General features: G+C 65.2%; 12 protein-coding genes. 5 read left to right on the top strand and 7 right to left on the bottom strand.

The annotated features are described in order from the left end of the window. Positions 1 to 140: 140 nt before the first annotated feature. Complete coding sequence (locus FNL14_RS20070) at positions 141 to 1124, bottom strand: ABC transporter substrate-binding protein (RefSeq protein ID WP_142063779.1); 984 nt, start codon at positions 1122 to 1124, stop codon at positions 141 to 143. Positions 1125 to 1450: 326 nt separating this feature from the next. Between FNL14_RS20070 and FNL14_RS20065 the strand changes: the two genes are divergently transcribed. Then, complete coding sequence (locus FNL14_RS20065) at positions 1451 to 3784, top strand: chromosome segregation ATPase (RefSeq protein WP_142063776.1); 2334 nt, start codon at positions 1451 to 1453, stop codon at positions 3782 to 3784. A 106-nt stretch (positions 3785 to 3890) separates the two neighbouring features. Here the strand turns inward: FNL14_RS20065 and FNL14_RS20060 are convergent, their stop codons facing one another. Together FNL14_RS20060 and FNL14_RS20055 are read right to left on the bottom strand one after the other, a co-directional pair. Continuing rightward, positions 3891 to 4589: a type 1 glutamine amidotransferase domain-containing protein gene (locus FNL14_RS20060; protein ID WP_142063773.1), complete on the bottom strand. Its 699-nt coding sequence runs from the start codon at positions 4587 to 4589 to the stop codon at positions 3891 to 3893. A gap of 27 nt (positions 4590 to 4616) precedes the next feature. After that, the gene (locus FNL14_RS20055) at positions 4617 to 5489 is read right to left on the bottom strand and encodes an aldo/keto reductase (protein WP_142063770.1); all 873 of its coding nucleotides are present in this window, start codon (positions 5487 to 5489) and stop codon (positions 4617 to 4619) included. 141 nt (positions 5490 to 5630) lie between these two features. On the opposite strand from FNL14_RS20055, the gene FNL14_RS20050 reads away from it, so the two are divergent. From FNL14_RS20050 to FNL14_RS20040, 3 genes are all read left to right on the top strand, one after another. Continuing rightward, entirely contained in the window at positions 5631 to 6620 is a 990-nt protein-coding gene (locus FNL14_RS20050) for an LLM class flavin-dependent oxidoreductase (protein WP_142063767.1), read from the top strand. A gap of 304 nt (positions 6621 to 6924) precedes the next feature. Then, on the top strand, positions 6925 to 9555 hold the full coding sequence (locus FNL14_RS20045) for a trehalase-like domain-containing protein (protein WP_142063764.1): 2631 nt from the start codon (positions 6925 to 6927) through the stop codon (positions 9553 to 9555). Positions 9556 to 9619: 64 nt separating this feature from the next. Then, positions 9620 to 11113, top strand: coding sequence for an MFS transporter (locus FNL14_RS20040; RefSeq protein ID WP_142063761.1), 1494 nt, complete (start codon positions 9620 to 9622; stop codon positions 11111 to 11113). 38 nt (positions 11114 to 11151) lie between these two features. Here FNL14_RS20040 and FNL14_RS20035 read toward each other — a convergent pair whose 3' ends face one another. The 4 genes from FNL14_RS20035 to FNL14_RS20020 form a co-directional block, all read right to left on the bottom strand. Further along, complete coding sequence (locus FNL14_RS20035) at positions 11152 to 12279, bottom strand: FAD-dependent oxidoreductase (protein WP_142063758.1); 1128 nt, start codon at positions 12277 to 12279, stop codon at positions 11152 to 11154. A gap of 10 nt (positions 12280 to 12289) precedes the next feature. After that, positions 12290 to 13216, bottom strand: coding sequence for an AEC family transporter (locus tag FNL14_RS20030; RefSeq protein WP_142063755.1), 927 nt, complete (start codon positions 13214 to 13216; stop codon positions 12290 to 12292). Between the two features lie 63 nt (positions 13217 to 13279). Further along, positions 13280 to 13705 carry an aspartate 1-decarboxylase gene (gene panD / locus FNL14_RS20025; RefSeq protein ID WP_170850853.1) on the bottom strand — a complete coding sequence of 142 codons (426 nt, stop codon included), beginning with the start codon at positions 13703 to 13705 and terminating at the stop codon, positions 13280 to 13282. 95 nt (positions 13706 to 13800) lie between these two features. Continuing rightward, a complete protein-coding gene (locus FNL14_RS20020; protein ID WP_142063752.1) occupies positions 13801 to 14715 on the bottom strand; it encodes a LysR family transcriptional regulator in 915 nt (304 codons plus the stop codon). 152 nt (positions 14716 to 14867) lie between these two features. Here FNL14_RS20020 and FNL14_RS20015 point away from each other — a divergent pair, with 152 nt between their 5' ends. Further along, positions 14868 to 16331, top strand: coding sequence for an amino acid permease (locus FNL14_RS20015; protein WP_142063749.1), 1464 nt, complete (start codon positions 14868 to 14870; stop codon positions 16329 to 16331). Positions 16332 to 16386 lie beyond the last annotated feature (55 nt).

The raw sequence follows: 16386 nt of genomic DNA, 5'->3' as shown, positions 1-16386 counted from the left end.
GGGGTGGGGCATGGGCTTCCTCCATGATCAGGGTGGGCTGCTCCCAGAATATGCGTCAGGCACTGGGGGCGTTGGCAACGCAGAAGAATCCCCGCCTCGCCGTCAGGGCAAGGCGGGGATCCATTCGTCGGCAGGTCCGCTTACTTCTTGGGCAGGCCTGCCGGGTTCAGCTCGGACTTCTGGATGGCCTCGGATGACAGGCCCCAGCGGTCCAGGATCTTGGCGTACGTGCCGTTTTCAATCAGTTCGTTCAGCGCTGCCTGGGCGGCGACGGCCAGGCCGTTGTCCTTCTTGGTGGTGAAGGCGATCTGCGCGGTCAGCGGCCAGCCGCCGTTGAGGGTGCCCACCTGCTTGCTCTTGCCATCCAGGGCGGCTTTGTAGGCGGAACCGGCATTGGGTGCGAACGTCAGGTCCGCACGGCCGGACTGCAGGGCCAGTGTGGAGGCGGAGTCGTCGTCGTAATACTGGAACTCAACCGGCTTCAGGCCGTTCTTCTTGTTCTCCTCGTCCCAGCGGACCAGGATGGCTTCCTGGTTGGTGCCGGAGCCAACAATGACGCGCTTGCCCGCAACGTCCTTGGCCTCCTTGATCTCGCCGATGTCCGAATCGCTCTTTGCGTAGAAGCCCAGCAGGTCGTTCCGGTAGGTGGCGAAGTCGAACTTCTCCTTCCGGGCTTCGGTGACGGTCACGTTGGACAGCACGGCCTCGTACTTGGCGGATTCAATGCCCAGCGGCCAGTCAGCCCAGGCCACGGGAAGGACCTCCACCTCCAGCCCCAGCGTCTCGCCCACCGCGTAGGCGATGTCCACCTCGCTGCCGATCAGGGTCTTGTTGTCCGTGGCAAAGGTGCTGAGCGGGGCGGTGCCGCCGGTGCTCACCACGGTGAGTTTGCCGTCGGCTTTGATGGCTTCGGGGACCAGCGCTGCCGCCTCGGAGTCCACGGAGACCTTGAAGCGGTCCTGCTGCGGGGACAGGTTGAACGTCTTGCCTGCCGCCGTGGTGGAGGATCCCGACGTCGGTGCTGTCGCCGCCGTCGCGCCGGGATCGGCGCATGCTGCCAGTCCCAGCAGCGCGGTGATGGTGAGGGCCACGGCAGCAGCCGGTTTCGCCTTGAGAATGGGCATTATTCCTCCTTGGAGGGTGGTAGCGGATGCAACGGATGTGCTTGTTGCAGCAACTATCCGGCAGCGCGAGCAACCGAATCAAAGGCGCTGAAACCCGGAGATACAGGGAGTAACCGCAGGTCACCGGAGGACCGCGGCGGTCACATTATGGAGCGAGTACCGCCGGCTAAACCAAGTAGTGCGCTTCGAGTACCGCTTAAGAAAACGAGTACCCAAGGAGCAAAGACAAGTGGGGGATTACGCGTGTGCCCGGCAAGCAGCACGACCTACCGTTGGCTCAGGCAGCGGTCCGGGTGGGCCGCTTATTGGTCTCAACAGGAGTTCATATGCGCATTGCAGCGTCAAAGTCTGTCTTCTCCCGCCGTCTCGCCGCAGCTGTGGTGCTGCCCGGGCTCCTCACTACCAGCCTGGTGCTGGTCCAGCCGGCGGTTGCGGCGACGTCGTCCACCACCGGGATGTGCAACGGCGTGGTGAACCAGCTCGCGCACCGCGGTGCAGTCCAGGAGAACCTGCTGAAAAACGCGGCCAAGAAGAATGCTGACGCCATCGCTGCCGCGCAGGCGGATAGAGCAAAGCTTCAGGACCAGGCCGCCAGCCTTTCAGCTCAAGTTGCGGCAGCACTGAAGGCACTTGCTGACCTCGAGACCGAGGAACAGCAACTAGGCGGACAGGAAGCTGCGGCGCAGGCAGAGCTGGACAAGCTGACCTCCGAGCAGAAGGCTACCTCCGATGCTGTGGATACTGCGAAGGCTGACCTCGCCGCTCTGCAGGGCCAGCAGGCCGCCGTCCAAAATGAACTGTCGCCGCTGCAGGCCGAACTCGCTGCAGCCCAAGGTGAAAGCGCGCACCTGAAGAACCAGGTTGCCGATCTTGAAGCGCAGCAGGCCGCAAACAGCCAGGCCCTTGAGGCAGCCCAGACGCAGCTTGCCGCACTGCGACAGGCTGCGGATAACGCTGCGACCGAGCTGGAATCCAAGGATGCGGAAATCAAAGCAGCCCAAGACCAGCTGGCAGCGCTGACCGTTCAGGCAGTGCAGGCGGCCGACGCCGTGACTGCTGCGGAGCAGGCAGTCACTGACGCCGGGTCGAAGCTGCAGGAACTCGAGGCGGCCGGAACCACGGCAGACGAAACGCTTCAGGCGCAAAGGGCCCTGATTGCCAACGCCGAGCAGACGCTGAAGGAACTGCAAGTCGATGAAGAGGCCACCAACGATGCCGTAACCCTCAAGAAGGGTCAGATCGCCACGGCCCAGCAGGAGTTGGTCGCCCTTGAAAGGGTGGCAAAAGGGGCCTCCGACTCGCTGGCTGCCAAGAACGCCTCGATAATCGCAACGCAGGCGGAGCTGGTGAGGCTCCAGGCTGACGCTGCGAGCGCGGCCAAAGCAGTTAACGAGAACAACGCCGCAATGGCCACCCTTGCTAGCCAGGTCACCGGACTCCAGTCGCAACTCACCACTGCTACCGCGGCCGTGACCGCCAAGCAGGCAGACCTGACGAAAGCCGAGGACGAACTGGCGGCATTCTCCACAACCAAGGGCACCATTGAGGCGGAGATTGCTGAGTTCATCAAGCAGATCGATGCGATCAACGGAAATTCAATCAAGAAACGGAACCTTCAGGACCAGCTTGCCGCCAAGAAGCTCGAGCTCACCGGCGTGAACAATCAGATCTCGGACAAGAACACACAGATCTCAGGTCTGCAGGGCAACCTTGCCACACTTCAGGCCTCGGTCAACTCTTTGAACACGCAGTTGCTGACCAAACAGCAGGAGAGTGCTTCCTTGCAGAGCCAAGCGGCACCGCTGCAGACTTCACTGAATACCGCCAATCTCGCGCTGACAGTTAAACAAGACGAAATGGCAACCCTGAAAGCCGAGGTACCCGGCCTTGAGGCGGCGCTCAATCAGGCAAACACTTCGGTGGCCACCAAACAGGGCGAGCTCACCACCTTGCAGGGCCAGCTTCCTCCCCTTGAGCAAGCTGCGCAGGCCGCGGCCCTTGCAGTCACAGCCCAGCAGGAAGTGGTGGACGGGCTGACAGCCGCGCTGCCGGGCCTGGAAACTGGGGTCAAAGAGGCCCAGGATGCCATCATCAATCAGCGGGCCGTCTTGGAGGAAATGACGGCAACCTTGATGAGCGCCCAAGCAGGCCTCACCGCAGCCAAGACCGCCGTAGAGACGAAGAACACGGAGATCACCACCCTTCAGGAGCAACTTCCGGGTCTCCAGTCGACTCTTGATGCGGCGAACGACGGCGTCACCAAGAGGACCGCCGAAGTTGATGGCCTCAACAAGCTGGCGGACAGCCTTGCCGCCCAGATCACGGGGCTTAACATCCAGATCACAGCCAAGGAAGCCGACGTCCTGGGGCTGCAGAACCGGGTTGCCCCCTTGTTGGAACAGCTCAACAAACTCAGTGGCGACATCAGTGCCACCGAAGAAAAGCTGGCTGATTTGCAGGGTCAGCTGACCGCGCTCGACCCACAAGTTACAGCTGCCAAAACAAAGCTGGCTGACCTGCAGGCAAAGAAGGGAGCGAGCCAGGCAGCGATCAAGACGCAGAAGGAGCTGGTAGCCAGCCTCCAGTCGCAGTTCGGCAGTCTTCAGAACCAGATCACGACGATCGATCCCACCATCGGGAACGGAGGCTGCGCCGTCTGATTCCAGTGGGTGGCCTGAGGGCCGGCGCCCAATGATGTGCGCCGCAAGGAGGGGACCAGTTCATCACGAACTGGTCCCCTCCCTTATCGCCAGGAAGCGACGTTACTCATCCCAGTGCCTTGATGACTTCCTTGGCCACGTCCTCACTGGACTGCGGGTTCTGCCCGGTGATGAGGTTGCCGTCGCGCACCACATTGGAGGACCAGGCGGCACCGTTTTCGATCACCGCCCCCTTCTCCTTCAGCGCATCCTCCACCAGCCAGGGCGTGTTCTCGCCGGTCCCGCCGCCCAGCTCTTCCTCGTTGGTGAAGACCGTGAGGCGCCGGCCCTTGAAAGCAAACCCGCCGTCGTCGTCCATTGCACTCAGCAGCCCCGCCGGACCGTGGCAGAACGGCGCGATGATCTTGCCGTCGTTGTTGGCTGCCACCAGCAGGCGGCCCAGGTCGGCGTCCCTGTAGAGGTCGGCCATGGGGCCGTGGCCGCCGGGCATCACCACGGCGTCGTAGGCGGCGATGTCGACGTCGGCCAGCACCAGCGTTTGCGAGAGCTCGCCGTCGATCTTTTCCAGGTAGTCCCGGAAGCCCTGCGCGCGCTCCGCACCGCCGGCCGACACGTCGGCCAGGCTGACCTGGTCCACGGTGGGCTTCTTTCCGCCGGGGGTCGCGATGTGGACGGTATGGCCAGCGTCGAGCAGGGTCTGGTGGGCCACCACCAGTTCCTCCGCCCAGAAGCCGGTGGGGTGCTCGCTGCCGTCCTTCATGGTGAGCGAATTTGCTGCGGAAACAACCATCAAAATGTTTGCCATGGTGCTGCTCCTCTCTGTTCGGAAGTGCTACTCGCCGGCGGCCTCGAGCTCGGCGTACGTGTCGTCGTCGAGCGTGACGCCCGCAGCGGCCATGTTCTCCTCGAGGTGCTTCACCGAACCGGTGCCGGGGATGGGCATCATCACGGGGGAGCGGCGCAGCAGCCAAGCCAGCGCAACCTGGGAAGTGGTGGCGCCGAGGCGCTTGGCCGCCTCGTCCAGCGGCCCGCCCGGCTGCGCCAGTTCGCCGGCCGAAATGGGCGCCCACGGGATGAAGCCAATCCCGTTCTCCTCTGAGTACCGCAGCACGTCCTCCGAGCTCCGGTCTGTCAGGTTGTAGCGGTTCTGGACAGTGGAAACGGTAAAGTGCTTGCCGGCCGCTTCCAGTTCCGCCACGCTCACCTGCGACAGTCCCAGCGCCCGGACCTTGCCCTCGTCCTGCAGCTCGCGGAGCACGCCAAACTGCTCTTCAGCATCCACCTTGGGATCAATCCGGTGCAGCTGAAGCAGGTCCAGGCTGTCCACCTTCAGCTTCCGCAGGCTCAGTTCGGTCTGCTGGCGCAAGTATTCCGGACGGCCAACCGGGATCCACTTGCCGGGACCGGTCCGCGTGAAGCCCACCTTTGTGGCAATCTTCAGCCCGTCCTTGTACGGGTACAGCGCTTCAGCGAGGATCTCCTCGCTGATGTTCGGGCCGTAGGAATCTGCGGTATCGATGAAATCAACGCCGAGCTCGACGGCGCGGCGAACCACGTCCACGGCGGCCTGGCGGTCGGCGGGCTCACCCCAGACGCCGTCGCCCACGATGCGCATGGCACCAAAACCGAGCCGGTGCACGGTTCCGAGGTCCTTCAGGTCAATCGTTGCGGACAGTTCCAGCTGGTTCGTTGTCTCAAGGCTCATAGGGGCGGCAACCTCCTCAGCCTGCTGAGTATTCCGCAAGTCACAGAAATAAGCCGGCAGCCGCCGTCGTTATACAAACCGTGCCCGCCGCAACCCGGCCGGCACCTTCCTGCGAAACGTTCTGAAAGGCCGGCATTTACCGTGACTCTTCCCCTCTCCATCCTTGACCTGGCAACCATCGGCAAGGGCCAGACGGCGGCGGAGAGCTTCGCGGGCAGCGTGGCCATGGCGCAGAGCGCCGAGAAACTGGGCTACCGCCGGGTCTGGTACGCCGAGCACCACAACATGTCCTCGATTGCCTCCTCCGCGACGAGCGTGCTGATCGCCCATGTTGCCGCGCACACCGAAAGCATCCGGCTCGGCGCCGGCGGCGTGATGCTGCCCAACCACTCCCCGCTGACCATCGCCGAGCAGTTCGGCACGCTGGAAACCCTGCACCCGGGCCGGATCGACCTGGGCCTGGGCCGCGCACCGGGCAGTGACCAGAACACCATGCGCGCGCTCCGGCGGGACCCCATGTCCGCGGACAGCTTCCCGCAGGACGTCCTGGAACTGCAGGGCTACCTCACCGGTCCCACCCGGATCCAGGGTGTCGAAGCCACACCGGGCAAGGGCACCAACGTTCCGCTGTACATCCTGGGATCGTCCCTGTTCGGCGCGCGGCTCGCCGCCCAGCTGGGCTTGCCGTACGCGTTTGCCTCCCATTTCGCCCCGAATGCGCTTCAGGATGCCGTGGCCCTCTACCGCCGCGAGTTCAAGCCCTCGGCGCAGCTGGACGCGCCGCACGTCATCGCCGGCGTGAACGTGATCGCCGCGGATTCCGCCTCCGAAGCGCAGGCCATGATGCAGGCCACCAAGCGTGCCCGGGTATCCCTGTTCTTCGGCGGCGGCCGGGAATTCACGGACGATGAAGCGGATATGATCCTCGACTCCCCGCAGGGCCAGCACGTCTCGCAGATGATGACGTACTCCGCCGTGGGCACACCCGACGTCGTTCTGGATTACCTGGATGGATTCGGCCGGCATGCCGACGCCGACGAACTCATCGTGGCGCACCAGAGCGCCGGCACCGAGGCCCGGCTCCGGTCGGTGGAACTCCTGGCCGAGGCCGCCGGGCTGGTGCGGGTCTGATTCTTAGGCCCGGCGGAGCGTCACGCGCGGCACTTTTTCAGGCGGGCACGACGGCGGGTCCCAGGTTCCGCGCGCCAGGCACCGCCGTCGTGGTCCAAAAGGCTGCCGTGCGTGACACCAGCGCGACCCGCAGACTTTTACACATACGCAATGAAGGGGACTTTCGGGGGAAACCGCCGGGGCTGAGTATTGGACTTGCCCCCTTGGGAATCGCTGGGATTCCCAGGCGGGGCACCAACCGGTAGTCCGCAGGCAATCCAGCGGCTGAGTTACCGGCCTGGTCCTGCCTCTAAGGGGTACACGGATGCCGACACCCTTGAACCAAAGCGTGGCGGATTCCGCTCTGCTCACCCGTTCCCTCCCGCTGGAGATGCTCCGCGCATTCGTCCAGTCCGATGCGGCGGACAACGGGCTGACGCCCGCCCTCCTCGCCGAACTCAAAGTACTGGCCCGCGTCCCCGCGCTGCTGGTGGCCTGCAACTACGGCGGTACCCTGTGCGACGCCGAGGGGATCTCCACCGAAATCCTTCCCTTGGGCAGCGCGGCCATAGCCCTGCGCGCCCTTGCGGCCCTGCCCAACACGCATGCCGCCATCATCTCGGGGCGCTCGCTCCGTGACCTCGCGGCGGTCTCACGCCTTCCGGTGGAGGTGCATCTCATCGGCTCGCATGGTGCGGAATCGGACATGGGCTTCGCGCACGGCCAGACCCTCGCCACCGAATCCGCCCTGCAGAAGGTCAACGCCGCTCTTAACGAGGCAGTGGGTTTCCAAAAAGGCATCTGGATTGAACGCAAACCAGTGGCCGTTTCTGTCCACACCCGGCCGGCGCCGCCGGACGTTGTGGAGTCCGTCACGGAAACCGCCAGGGAAATCGCCCGGGTCCACGGCCTGTTCTTTATCGTGGACGGTTCGGTGCTGGACCTGTCCGTTGTGGAACCGTCCAAAGCGGAAGCCCTGGAAACACTCCGGTCCCGGCTGGGAGCCAGCGCAGCCATGTTCGCCGGGGATGCCTACAGCGACGAACTCGCCATCGCCACCCTGCGGGGGCCCGACTTGGGACTGCACGTAGGCCCGGGGGAGACCGCCGCCGCCCACCGTGTCCGCGACCCGGAATCCTTCGCACGGGTCCTCGCCCTCCTCTTCGAATTGCGGCGGGCCTGGCTGTTCGGCGAGGACGCCGTGGGCCTGGAACGGCACTCGATGATCGGCAACGGCTCTTCCACCGCGCTGCTGACACCGGACGCCAAGATCTGCTGGATGAGCCACCCGCTGCCGGACTCAGGGTCGCTGTTTGCGCACATCCTAGGCGGTGACGCGGCCGGCCACTTCTCGGTGGAACCGGTCAAGGCTTCCCAAGTGCTGGGGCAGCGGTACGTGGACAGCACCATGATTGTCGAAACCCGGTGGGCGGACGTCACGGTCACGGACTACCTGGAGCCTGCCCCGGACGGCATCACCAGCCTGGTCCGGGTGCTTTCCGGGCACGGAGCCGCCAGGATTGTCTTTGCTCCCCGGCCGGACTACGCCAACGCGCCGTTCAGCATGGAAGCACGCGGCGGCGAGGTACACGTGGTGGGCACATCGGAACCGATCATCCTCTTTGCCCCCGGTGTCACGTTCAGTATTACCTCGGACGGCCGGCACGCCACGGCCACGGCGTCCGTGAACCTGCAAGATGGACCGGTGGTGCTCAACCTGCGCTGTGGTGACACTGAGCCGCAGCCCGCGGACCCCCAAGGGGAGACGGAGCGGCGGGCCGGGGTGGCCCTGCTGGCCCGGCAGTGGGTCCAGCGGCTTGCCCTGCCTTCCGTTAAGCCTTCCCTGGTGCGGCGCTCGGCCCTGGTGCTCCGCGCCCTGGTTCATGAGCCCACGGGCGCCGTCCTCGCGGCCCCCACCACCTCCCTGCCTGAGGGCATTGGCGGGACCAGGAACTGGGACTACCGGTACTGCTGGCTGCGGGACGGGTCCATGACGGTGAACGCGCTGGTGGATCTCGGTTCCACGGCGGAGGCTGCCGGATTCCTGGCCTGGCTGGGCCGGATCCTCGAACACGCACCCGGCCCCGAATGGCTGCACCCGCTCTACTCGGTGACCGGTGCGCCGCTCTCCACCGAAGCCGTCGTCGACAGCCTCCCGGGGTATGCGGGCTCGCGCCCGGTGAGGATCGGCAATGCAGCAGATCACCAGGTCCAGCTGGACGTATTTGGGCCGGTTGCTGAACTGATCCATACCCTCAGTGAGCGGGAGGGTGCCCTCGCGGACGGCCACTGGGAGCTGATGGTCCAGATGGCCTCGGCCGTCCTGGCCCGTTGGCATGAACCGGACCACGGTATCTGGGAGGCCCGGCGGGCGGCCCGCCACCACGTCTATTCCAAGGTGATGTGCTGGGTGACCCTGGACCGGGCGCTGCGGACAGCCGCGCGCCACGGCCGTGAGCCGGACCCGGCCTGGGCGGTGATGGCGGGCACCATCCGTGAGGAAGTGCTGCGCGAGGGCTGGGACGAGTCGGCAAAGTCCTACACCGTGGCCTACGACAGCCCGGACCTCGATGCCGCCGTCCTGCACATCGGCCTCTCCGGCATGCTGGACGTCACGGACCAGCGCTTCCTGGACACCGTCACTGCGGTGGAGCGTGAGCTGCGGGTGGGGCCCACTGTTTTCCGGTACAGGTACGACGACGGCCTGCCGGGCCTGGAGGGCGGGTTCCACATCTGCACCACCTGGCTGATCGAAGCGTACGTGGCGGTGGGCCGCATCGATGAGGCATGGGACCTGTTCGACCAGCTGGTGAACCTTTTCGGCCCCACGGGACTGCTGCCGGAGGAATACGATCCCGGCACGGAGACGCACCTGGGCAACCACCCGCAGGCGTACTCGCACCTTGGCTTCATCCGCTGCGCCCGGCTCCTGGACGGACACCAGGGCAGGAGATAGTCCGCGGCGGTCATGGGTACCTAGAGTGGAGGTAACAGGGACCCAAAAGACTGAAACGAGACTGATGATGACCGCCCGCACCCAGGGAGTGGGGTTCCGTTCTGAACGCGGCCCCATTCTTATTGCCCTGATGCTGTCCACCGGGCTGGTGGCCATTGATTCCACCATCGTGGCCACTGCCGTGCCGTCGATCGTCCGGGATGTGGGGGGATTCGAGTCGTTCCCGTGGCTTTTTTCGGCGTACCTGCTGGCGCAGGCTGTCTCGGTGCCTATCTACGGCAAATTGTCAGACATGGTGGGCCGCAAGCCGATCATCCTGGCGGGCATCGGGCTGTTCCTGCTGGGGTCCGTCCTCTGCGGGATTGCCTGGAGCATGCCCTCCCTGATCGCCTTCCGCGCCCTGCAGGGACTCGGCGCGGGAGCCGTCCTGCCGGTGTCCATCACCATCGCCGGGGACATCTACTCGCTGGAGGAGCGCGCCAAGGTCCAGGGCTACCTGGCCAGCGTCTGGGCAGTCTCCTCGGTAGTGGGCCCCAGCCTTGGCGGCATTTTCTCTTCGCTGGGAATCTGGCGCGGCATCTTTCTGGTCAACGTCCCGCTGTGCCTGCTGGCCGGGTGGATGCTGTTCCGGACCCTGCACGAAAACGTTGAGCGTGCCAGGCACCGGGTGGATTACGCCGGCGCGGCCCTGCTGGCGGGCTCACTGGGCCTGCTGATCCTTGGCGCCCTCCAGGGCGGCCAGGGGTGGGAGTGGGATTCGCCCATCAGCATCGGCATCTTTGCTGTGGGTGCGGTCCTGCTGGCCGTATTCCTGGTGGTGGAGCGGCGGGCGGCGGAGCCGGTCCTGCCTTCCTGGGTGGTGTCGCGGCGGCTTCTTGGAACTACCGCGCTGGTCTCCTTTGGCGTCGGGGCTGTGATGATCGGGCTGACCTCCTACGTGCCCACGTTCCTGGAAGGGGCGCTGCACACCTCGCCCCTTGTTGCCGGGCTCGCGCTCGCGGCACTGACCCTCGGCTGGCCCGTCAGTGCCTCGCAGGCGGGGCGGTTCTACCTGCGGATCGGGTTCAAGGCCACTGCGTTGATCGGGATCAGCATCACCGTAACGGGCCTCTTGGTCCTGACGCTCACGTCCGCCACTCCCAACGTGCTGCTGGTGGCAGGCAGCTGCTTTGTGGTCGGGCTCGGGCTCGGGTTGGTGGCCACTCCGACGCTGATCTCCGCCCAGTCCAGTGTTTCCTGGAATGAGCGCGGCGTGGTCACGAGCACCAACATGTTCGCCCGGTCCATCGGAAGCGCCCTTGGTGTGGCCGTGTTCGGTGCGGTGGGGAACGCGGTTTATGCGAACACAGCCGGCGAAGGCGACGCCCCCGCCGTGGTGGCCGCTTCCGGGGCGGTCTTCCTGGCGGCGCTGGTGGGCGGCATCCTTACCGTGGCGGCGGTGCTGGCGATGCCTGCTGTGAAGGCCGGTGCCACTGACGAGCCAGCCCAGGCCGCTTCCCAGGACAACGGGCAGCCGGACCCTGACGTGGAAGGCAGCCGTAGCAGCGCTGACACGTAAAGGGAAGCAGCCAGGACCTAGCGTGAAGCAGCCAGGACCTAGCGTGAAGCGCGGAAGATGTCCGGCGCCGGCCGGGTGCCGGTGGCGAGGTCCGCAAGGATCCGGCCCACCACGGGTGTGAACTTGAAGCCGTGCCCGGAGAACCCGGCGCCGATCACCACGGGGCCGATCCGGTCCAGGATGAAGTCCTCGTCCGGGGTGGTGGTGTAGGTGCAGCTGATGGCCTCGAACGAATCCGGGTCCACCCCCGGCAGCCACGTCCGCGCATAATCCTGCAGGGCCGCGAGCTGCACGGGCTCTGGCTGAAAGGAACGCCGGTCCGGATCCACCAGCGGGCCCACACCATGCCAGCCTGCCTTGATCCCCTCACCCGGGGTCTGCATCCCGTACACGGGGGAGTACCAGTTTTTGTATTCCGGACTGGTGCCCGGCATGTGGTTGAATCCGGGCCAGACGGCGCCGGCATCAGCAACCCGGAAATGCGCCGGCTGCTCCTGGGTCACCCGCAGCTTCGGGATCCGGAGCCCGGCGCCGGCGGTGCCGAGGAGTTTCTCCGTCCAGCCGCCGGCGGTGACCACCACCTGGGCGGCGGTGACCACCTCGGTACCGGCCTCGGACTCGAAAGCCAGCCGGACGCCGTCGTCCATCACCTTGAACTCGACCACTTTGGTGTGGTGACGGATCTCGGCGCCACGGGCCGCGGCGAGACGCTGGAAGACGGGAAGCGCCGCTTCGGGGTTGAGCTGGCCGCCGTCGGGCATGTACAGGGCCTGCTGGTCGAAGTGGATGCCCCGCCAGCGCGCGCCTGCCTCGGCGGGGGACAGGAATTCGGCCCGGATGCCTGCCTCATTCAGCGCCGCGGCCACGTCCGGAAGCCGCGGGTCCGGTCCATGGTTCACGATCCCTGTTCGGGCCAGCAGCATCTCGCCGCTGTCCTGCTCCAGCTCGTCCCACAGAGCCAGCCCCTCGGCCAGCATGGCCACGTATTCGGGACGGTGATAGCCCGGGTTCAGGTTGCGGGTGGTGCCGTGAGAGGCGCCGATCTTGTGCCCGGGTCCGAACTGCTCCACGAGCGTCACCTGCCGGCCGCGGCGGGACAGCGCCCAGGCGGCGGCCGATCCCATGGCCCCGCCGCCGATCACCACGGTGTCCAGCATCTTGTCCATCAAACTCCCATCACGTCAGCAGCAGCGCTACGCCAATCATCGCCGGAACGGCCACAACGGTTGTAATCAGCACGGTGTCCTTGGCCACGGTGAGGCCGGTCTTGTAGCGGCTAGCGGCCACAAAGACGTTCTGGGCGGTTGGCAGCGCGGATGTGACCACCACGGCGAACAGGGCATGCCCTTCCATGCCCAGCGCAAAACGGGCGAAGAGATATGCAAGCCCCGGCTGGACGGCCAGTTTGAAACCGCTCGCCAGCAGGGTGTCCAGGCGCCGGCCCGCGGCGGCCTGCAGGGGGCGGGTGCCGTTCAGGCTCATGCCGAAGGCGATCAGCATGGCGGGAATGGCTGCACCGCCAATCAGGTGGATGGGCTCCATCACCAGCGGTGGGACTTTCCAGCCGGTGCCGGCCACCACCAGGCCCAGCGCGGACCCCACAATCATGGGGTTGCGCAGGATCATCACCACAAAACTGAGGGGCGTGGTGCGGTGCGCGCTGGTGCTGGAGTCCAGGATCATCAGGAACAGAGGCGTGAAGAAGGCCAGCTGGAAGATCAGCAGCGGCGCCACATAGCTGGCATCACCCAGAACATATACCGCGATGGGAATACCGAGGTTGGCGGAGTTGGCGAGTGAGGCAGCCATGGAACTCATCAGGGCCTCAGGCAAGGAACGCTTGATCCAGAACTTGGCAATGCTGAAGAAGACGGCGGCTGTGGCCATGGCGGCAACCGCTGTTACTAACAGAGGTGCGGCGAAGACTTCCCCGAGGCGGGCTTTGCTCAGCGTTTCAAAGAGCAGCGCGGGGCTGGCCACAAAGAAGGTGAGGGAACTGAGGACCTGGCGGGCGTTCTCTCCCAGGATCTTCTGCCGGCCCACGAACCATCCCACCAGGATGATGCACCAGACAACAAAGAAGCCGGCCAGTACACCTAGCAAGGGATCACCGGCTGCTTATCCCCCAGGGCGCGGCGGAAGTAGGTACCGGGACACACGCTCCGGTTAGGCGGTGGCGTTGTTAAGCGCGAAAGGGGGGCGCATCATCCCGGGAGTGAGGCCCTCGGCGGGGTCATTGCCCAGCTGGATGATCCGGTTGTTTTCGTCCACGTGGACCACCCGCGGTTCGTAGGCCTTGGCCTCTTCGGTGGTCATCTGGGCGTAGGTGATCAGGATGACGAGGTCGTTCTCGTGCATGAGGTGCGCCGCTGCACCATTGATGCCGATCACACCGGAACCGCGCTCGCCGGCAATCGTGTAGGTCTCGAGCCGTGCGCCGTTGGTGATGTCCACAATGGACACGAGCTCGCCGGGCAGGATGTCGGCGGCCTCGAGGAGGTCCAGGTCCACGGTGACGGAACCGACGTAGTGCAGGTCGGCGTGTGTGACGGTGGCCCGGTGGATTTTGGACTTGAACATTGTTCGATTCATAACGGCATCAGTCTAGCGCCGGGCGCTCAACGGCGCAGTGACGCAGGGAACAGTGACGCTTAGCCCCTTGGAAGGAAACGTACGACGGCGGCCGGTCACCCGGCGTCGGTCCTTGCCAGCGCCGCGGCTGCTGCAGCGAGCGTCTCCCGCGCGGCCAGGATGGCCGGCCTCTGGGCGCTGGAGCGGCGGACGGACGTAAAGACGGTGCGGTGCGGCTTGCCCGGAAGCTCCAGCAGCTGGGCTGTGGTGCCACGGCCGGTCCACACCAGGTCCGGCATCAGGGCCACCGCGTTGCCGGACTCGATCAGGCGGGCCTGGGCCTGCAGGTCCGCGGTTTCGAAGCGTACGTCAGGCTCGAACCCGGCGCTGCGGCAGGCCTGCTCGGCCCAATGGCGGGACGCCGCACCCCTCGGTTCCATGACCCAGGCGAGCTCCGCGGTGTCCTCCAGTGAACGGATGGAGGGCCCGCCGTCGGACGCCGGAGGAACGGCGAGCCGGATGGCATCGGTGGTCAGCTTGACGCGGTCCAATTGCGGATAGCGCGGGGCGGCATGGCCGGGATACTGTTCGGCAATCACCAGATCGAAGTCGCGCGCCCAGGTTTCGTGCAGCGCCGTTTCGGGCTCGCGCTGGATCATTTCGATCCTGACCTCGGGATAGGCCTTGGCCATCCTCGTCAGGGTGTCCGGCATCAGGGCCAGGGCCGCAGACTGGAAAACGGCGATCCGGACTGTCCCCGTGACGGTGGTCAGGGAGGCGGCGAGGTCCGCCTCGGCCTGCTCCATGGTTTCGAGCAGGTTGGCGGTGTGCGCCACCAGCACTTCGGCCTGCGGCGTGAGCTGGACCCGCCTCCCGGTTTTGCGAAGCAGTTCCACGCCCACTTCCTTCTCGAGCAGGGCAAGCTGCTGCGAGACCGACGACGGGCTGTACTGCAGTGCCTCGGCCACCTCCGCCAGCGTCCCCCGGATGCTTAATTCCCGGAGCAGGCGGAGCCGGCGGACGTCAAGCATGAGGAAATCCTTACCGAAACTAATGAATATAGGTTAGAAGTAGTCACTTTATCTAACGCAAGCACCCTTGCATACTGTTGGGACCGAGTTACCCCCGTCACAAGCGATTCTTCGCGCGCCGTGACGGGGAAGCACCCAAGCAGGAGTTCCTGATGAGCAGTAGAGACATGACCCAGTCGATCATGCGGCGCAAACCGATCGATGACATCGAGGAAGAAAACAAACACAGTGGCCTCTTCAAGTCACTCGGGCTGTGGCAGCTGACGGCAATCGGCGTCGGCGGCATCATCGGCGTCGGCATCTTCTCCCTTGCCGGACTGGTGGCAGCAGGCAGCGAAGGAACGCCCGGGGTGGGGCCCGCGGTGCTGATTTCCTTCCTGATCGCAGGCCTTGCCTCCGCGGCAGCGGCGCTTTCCTACGCAGAGTTTGCCGGCATGATTCCCCGCGCCGGCTCTGCTTACACGTACGGATACGTTGCGCTGGGCGAGGTGATCGGCTGGTTCATCGGCTGGGACCTGCTGCTCGAATACATTGCCATCGTGGCCGTCGTGGCCATCGGCATCTCCGGCTACTTTGATGCGTTCTTGTCCGGCATCGGTATCCACATGCCGGTTTGGATGACGTCCACTCCCGATGAAGGCAAGGGCGGCATCGTCAACATCCCGGCCATCGCAGTCTGCTTGATCGTCACCTGGATCCTGTCCCGCGGCACCAAGGCCTTCGGCCGGTTTGAACTGGTGGCCGTGGCCATCAAGGTGGTCCTGATCCTCTTCATCATCGGCCTGGGCATCTTCTACATCGACACCAACAACTACAACCCCTTTATGCCCAGCGGGTTTGGCCCCGTGCTGGCCGGCTCGGCAACGGTGTTCTTCGCGGTGTTCGGCTACGACGCCATGAGTACCGCCGCAGAGGAAGCGACCGACGGCAAGAAGCACATGCCCAAGGCCATCATCCTCTCCCTGATTATCGCGATGCTCCTCTATGTGGCCGCCACCCTGGTCCTCACCGGCATGCAGAACTACAAGGACATCGACCCGAAGGCCGGCTTTGCCTCAGCCTTTACCGGTGTTGGCCTGCCGATCATCGCCACCATCATCTCCGTGTTCGCCGTGCTGTCCATCCTGACCGTGATGCTGACCTTCCTCCTGGGTGTCACCCGCGTCTGGTTCTCCATGAGCCGGGACGGTCTCCTGCCGGGCTGGTTCGCCAAGACCGACCAACACGGCACCCCGCAGCGGGTCACGTGGATTGCGGGCATCGCCTCAGCCCTGCTGGCCGGTGTCTTCCCGATCAAGGCGGTTGCAGACCTGACGAATATCGGCATCCTGGCCGCGTTCGTCGTCGTCTGCCTCTCGGTGATCATTTTCCGGTACAAGCGGCCGGACGCCCCCCGTTCCTTCCGCCTGCCGCTGATGCCCCTGGTTCCGGCCTTCGGGGTCCTGGCCTCCGCGTTCCTGATGTTCCAGTTGCACTGGGAAACCTGGCTGCGGTTCATCGTTTGGCTGGTCATAGGCCTGGCCATCTACTTCTTCTACGGCAAGCGGAACTCCCTGATGAACCCCAACAGCCCGCGGCACCAGGAGATCGTGGAGATGCACCGCCCCCTCGCCTGACCCGCCCCTTCCAGTCACTGGCAGGCCGTCCCGCCCCCAATTTTTCCCAATAACA

Source organism: Pseudarthrobacter sp. B4EP4b (assembly GCF_006680095.1).
GTDB lineage: Bacteria > Actinomycetota > Actinomycetes > Actinomycetales > Micrococcaceae > Arthrobacter.
This window is presented reverse-complemented; position numbering and strand designations above follow the sequence as displayed.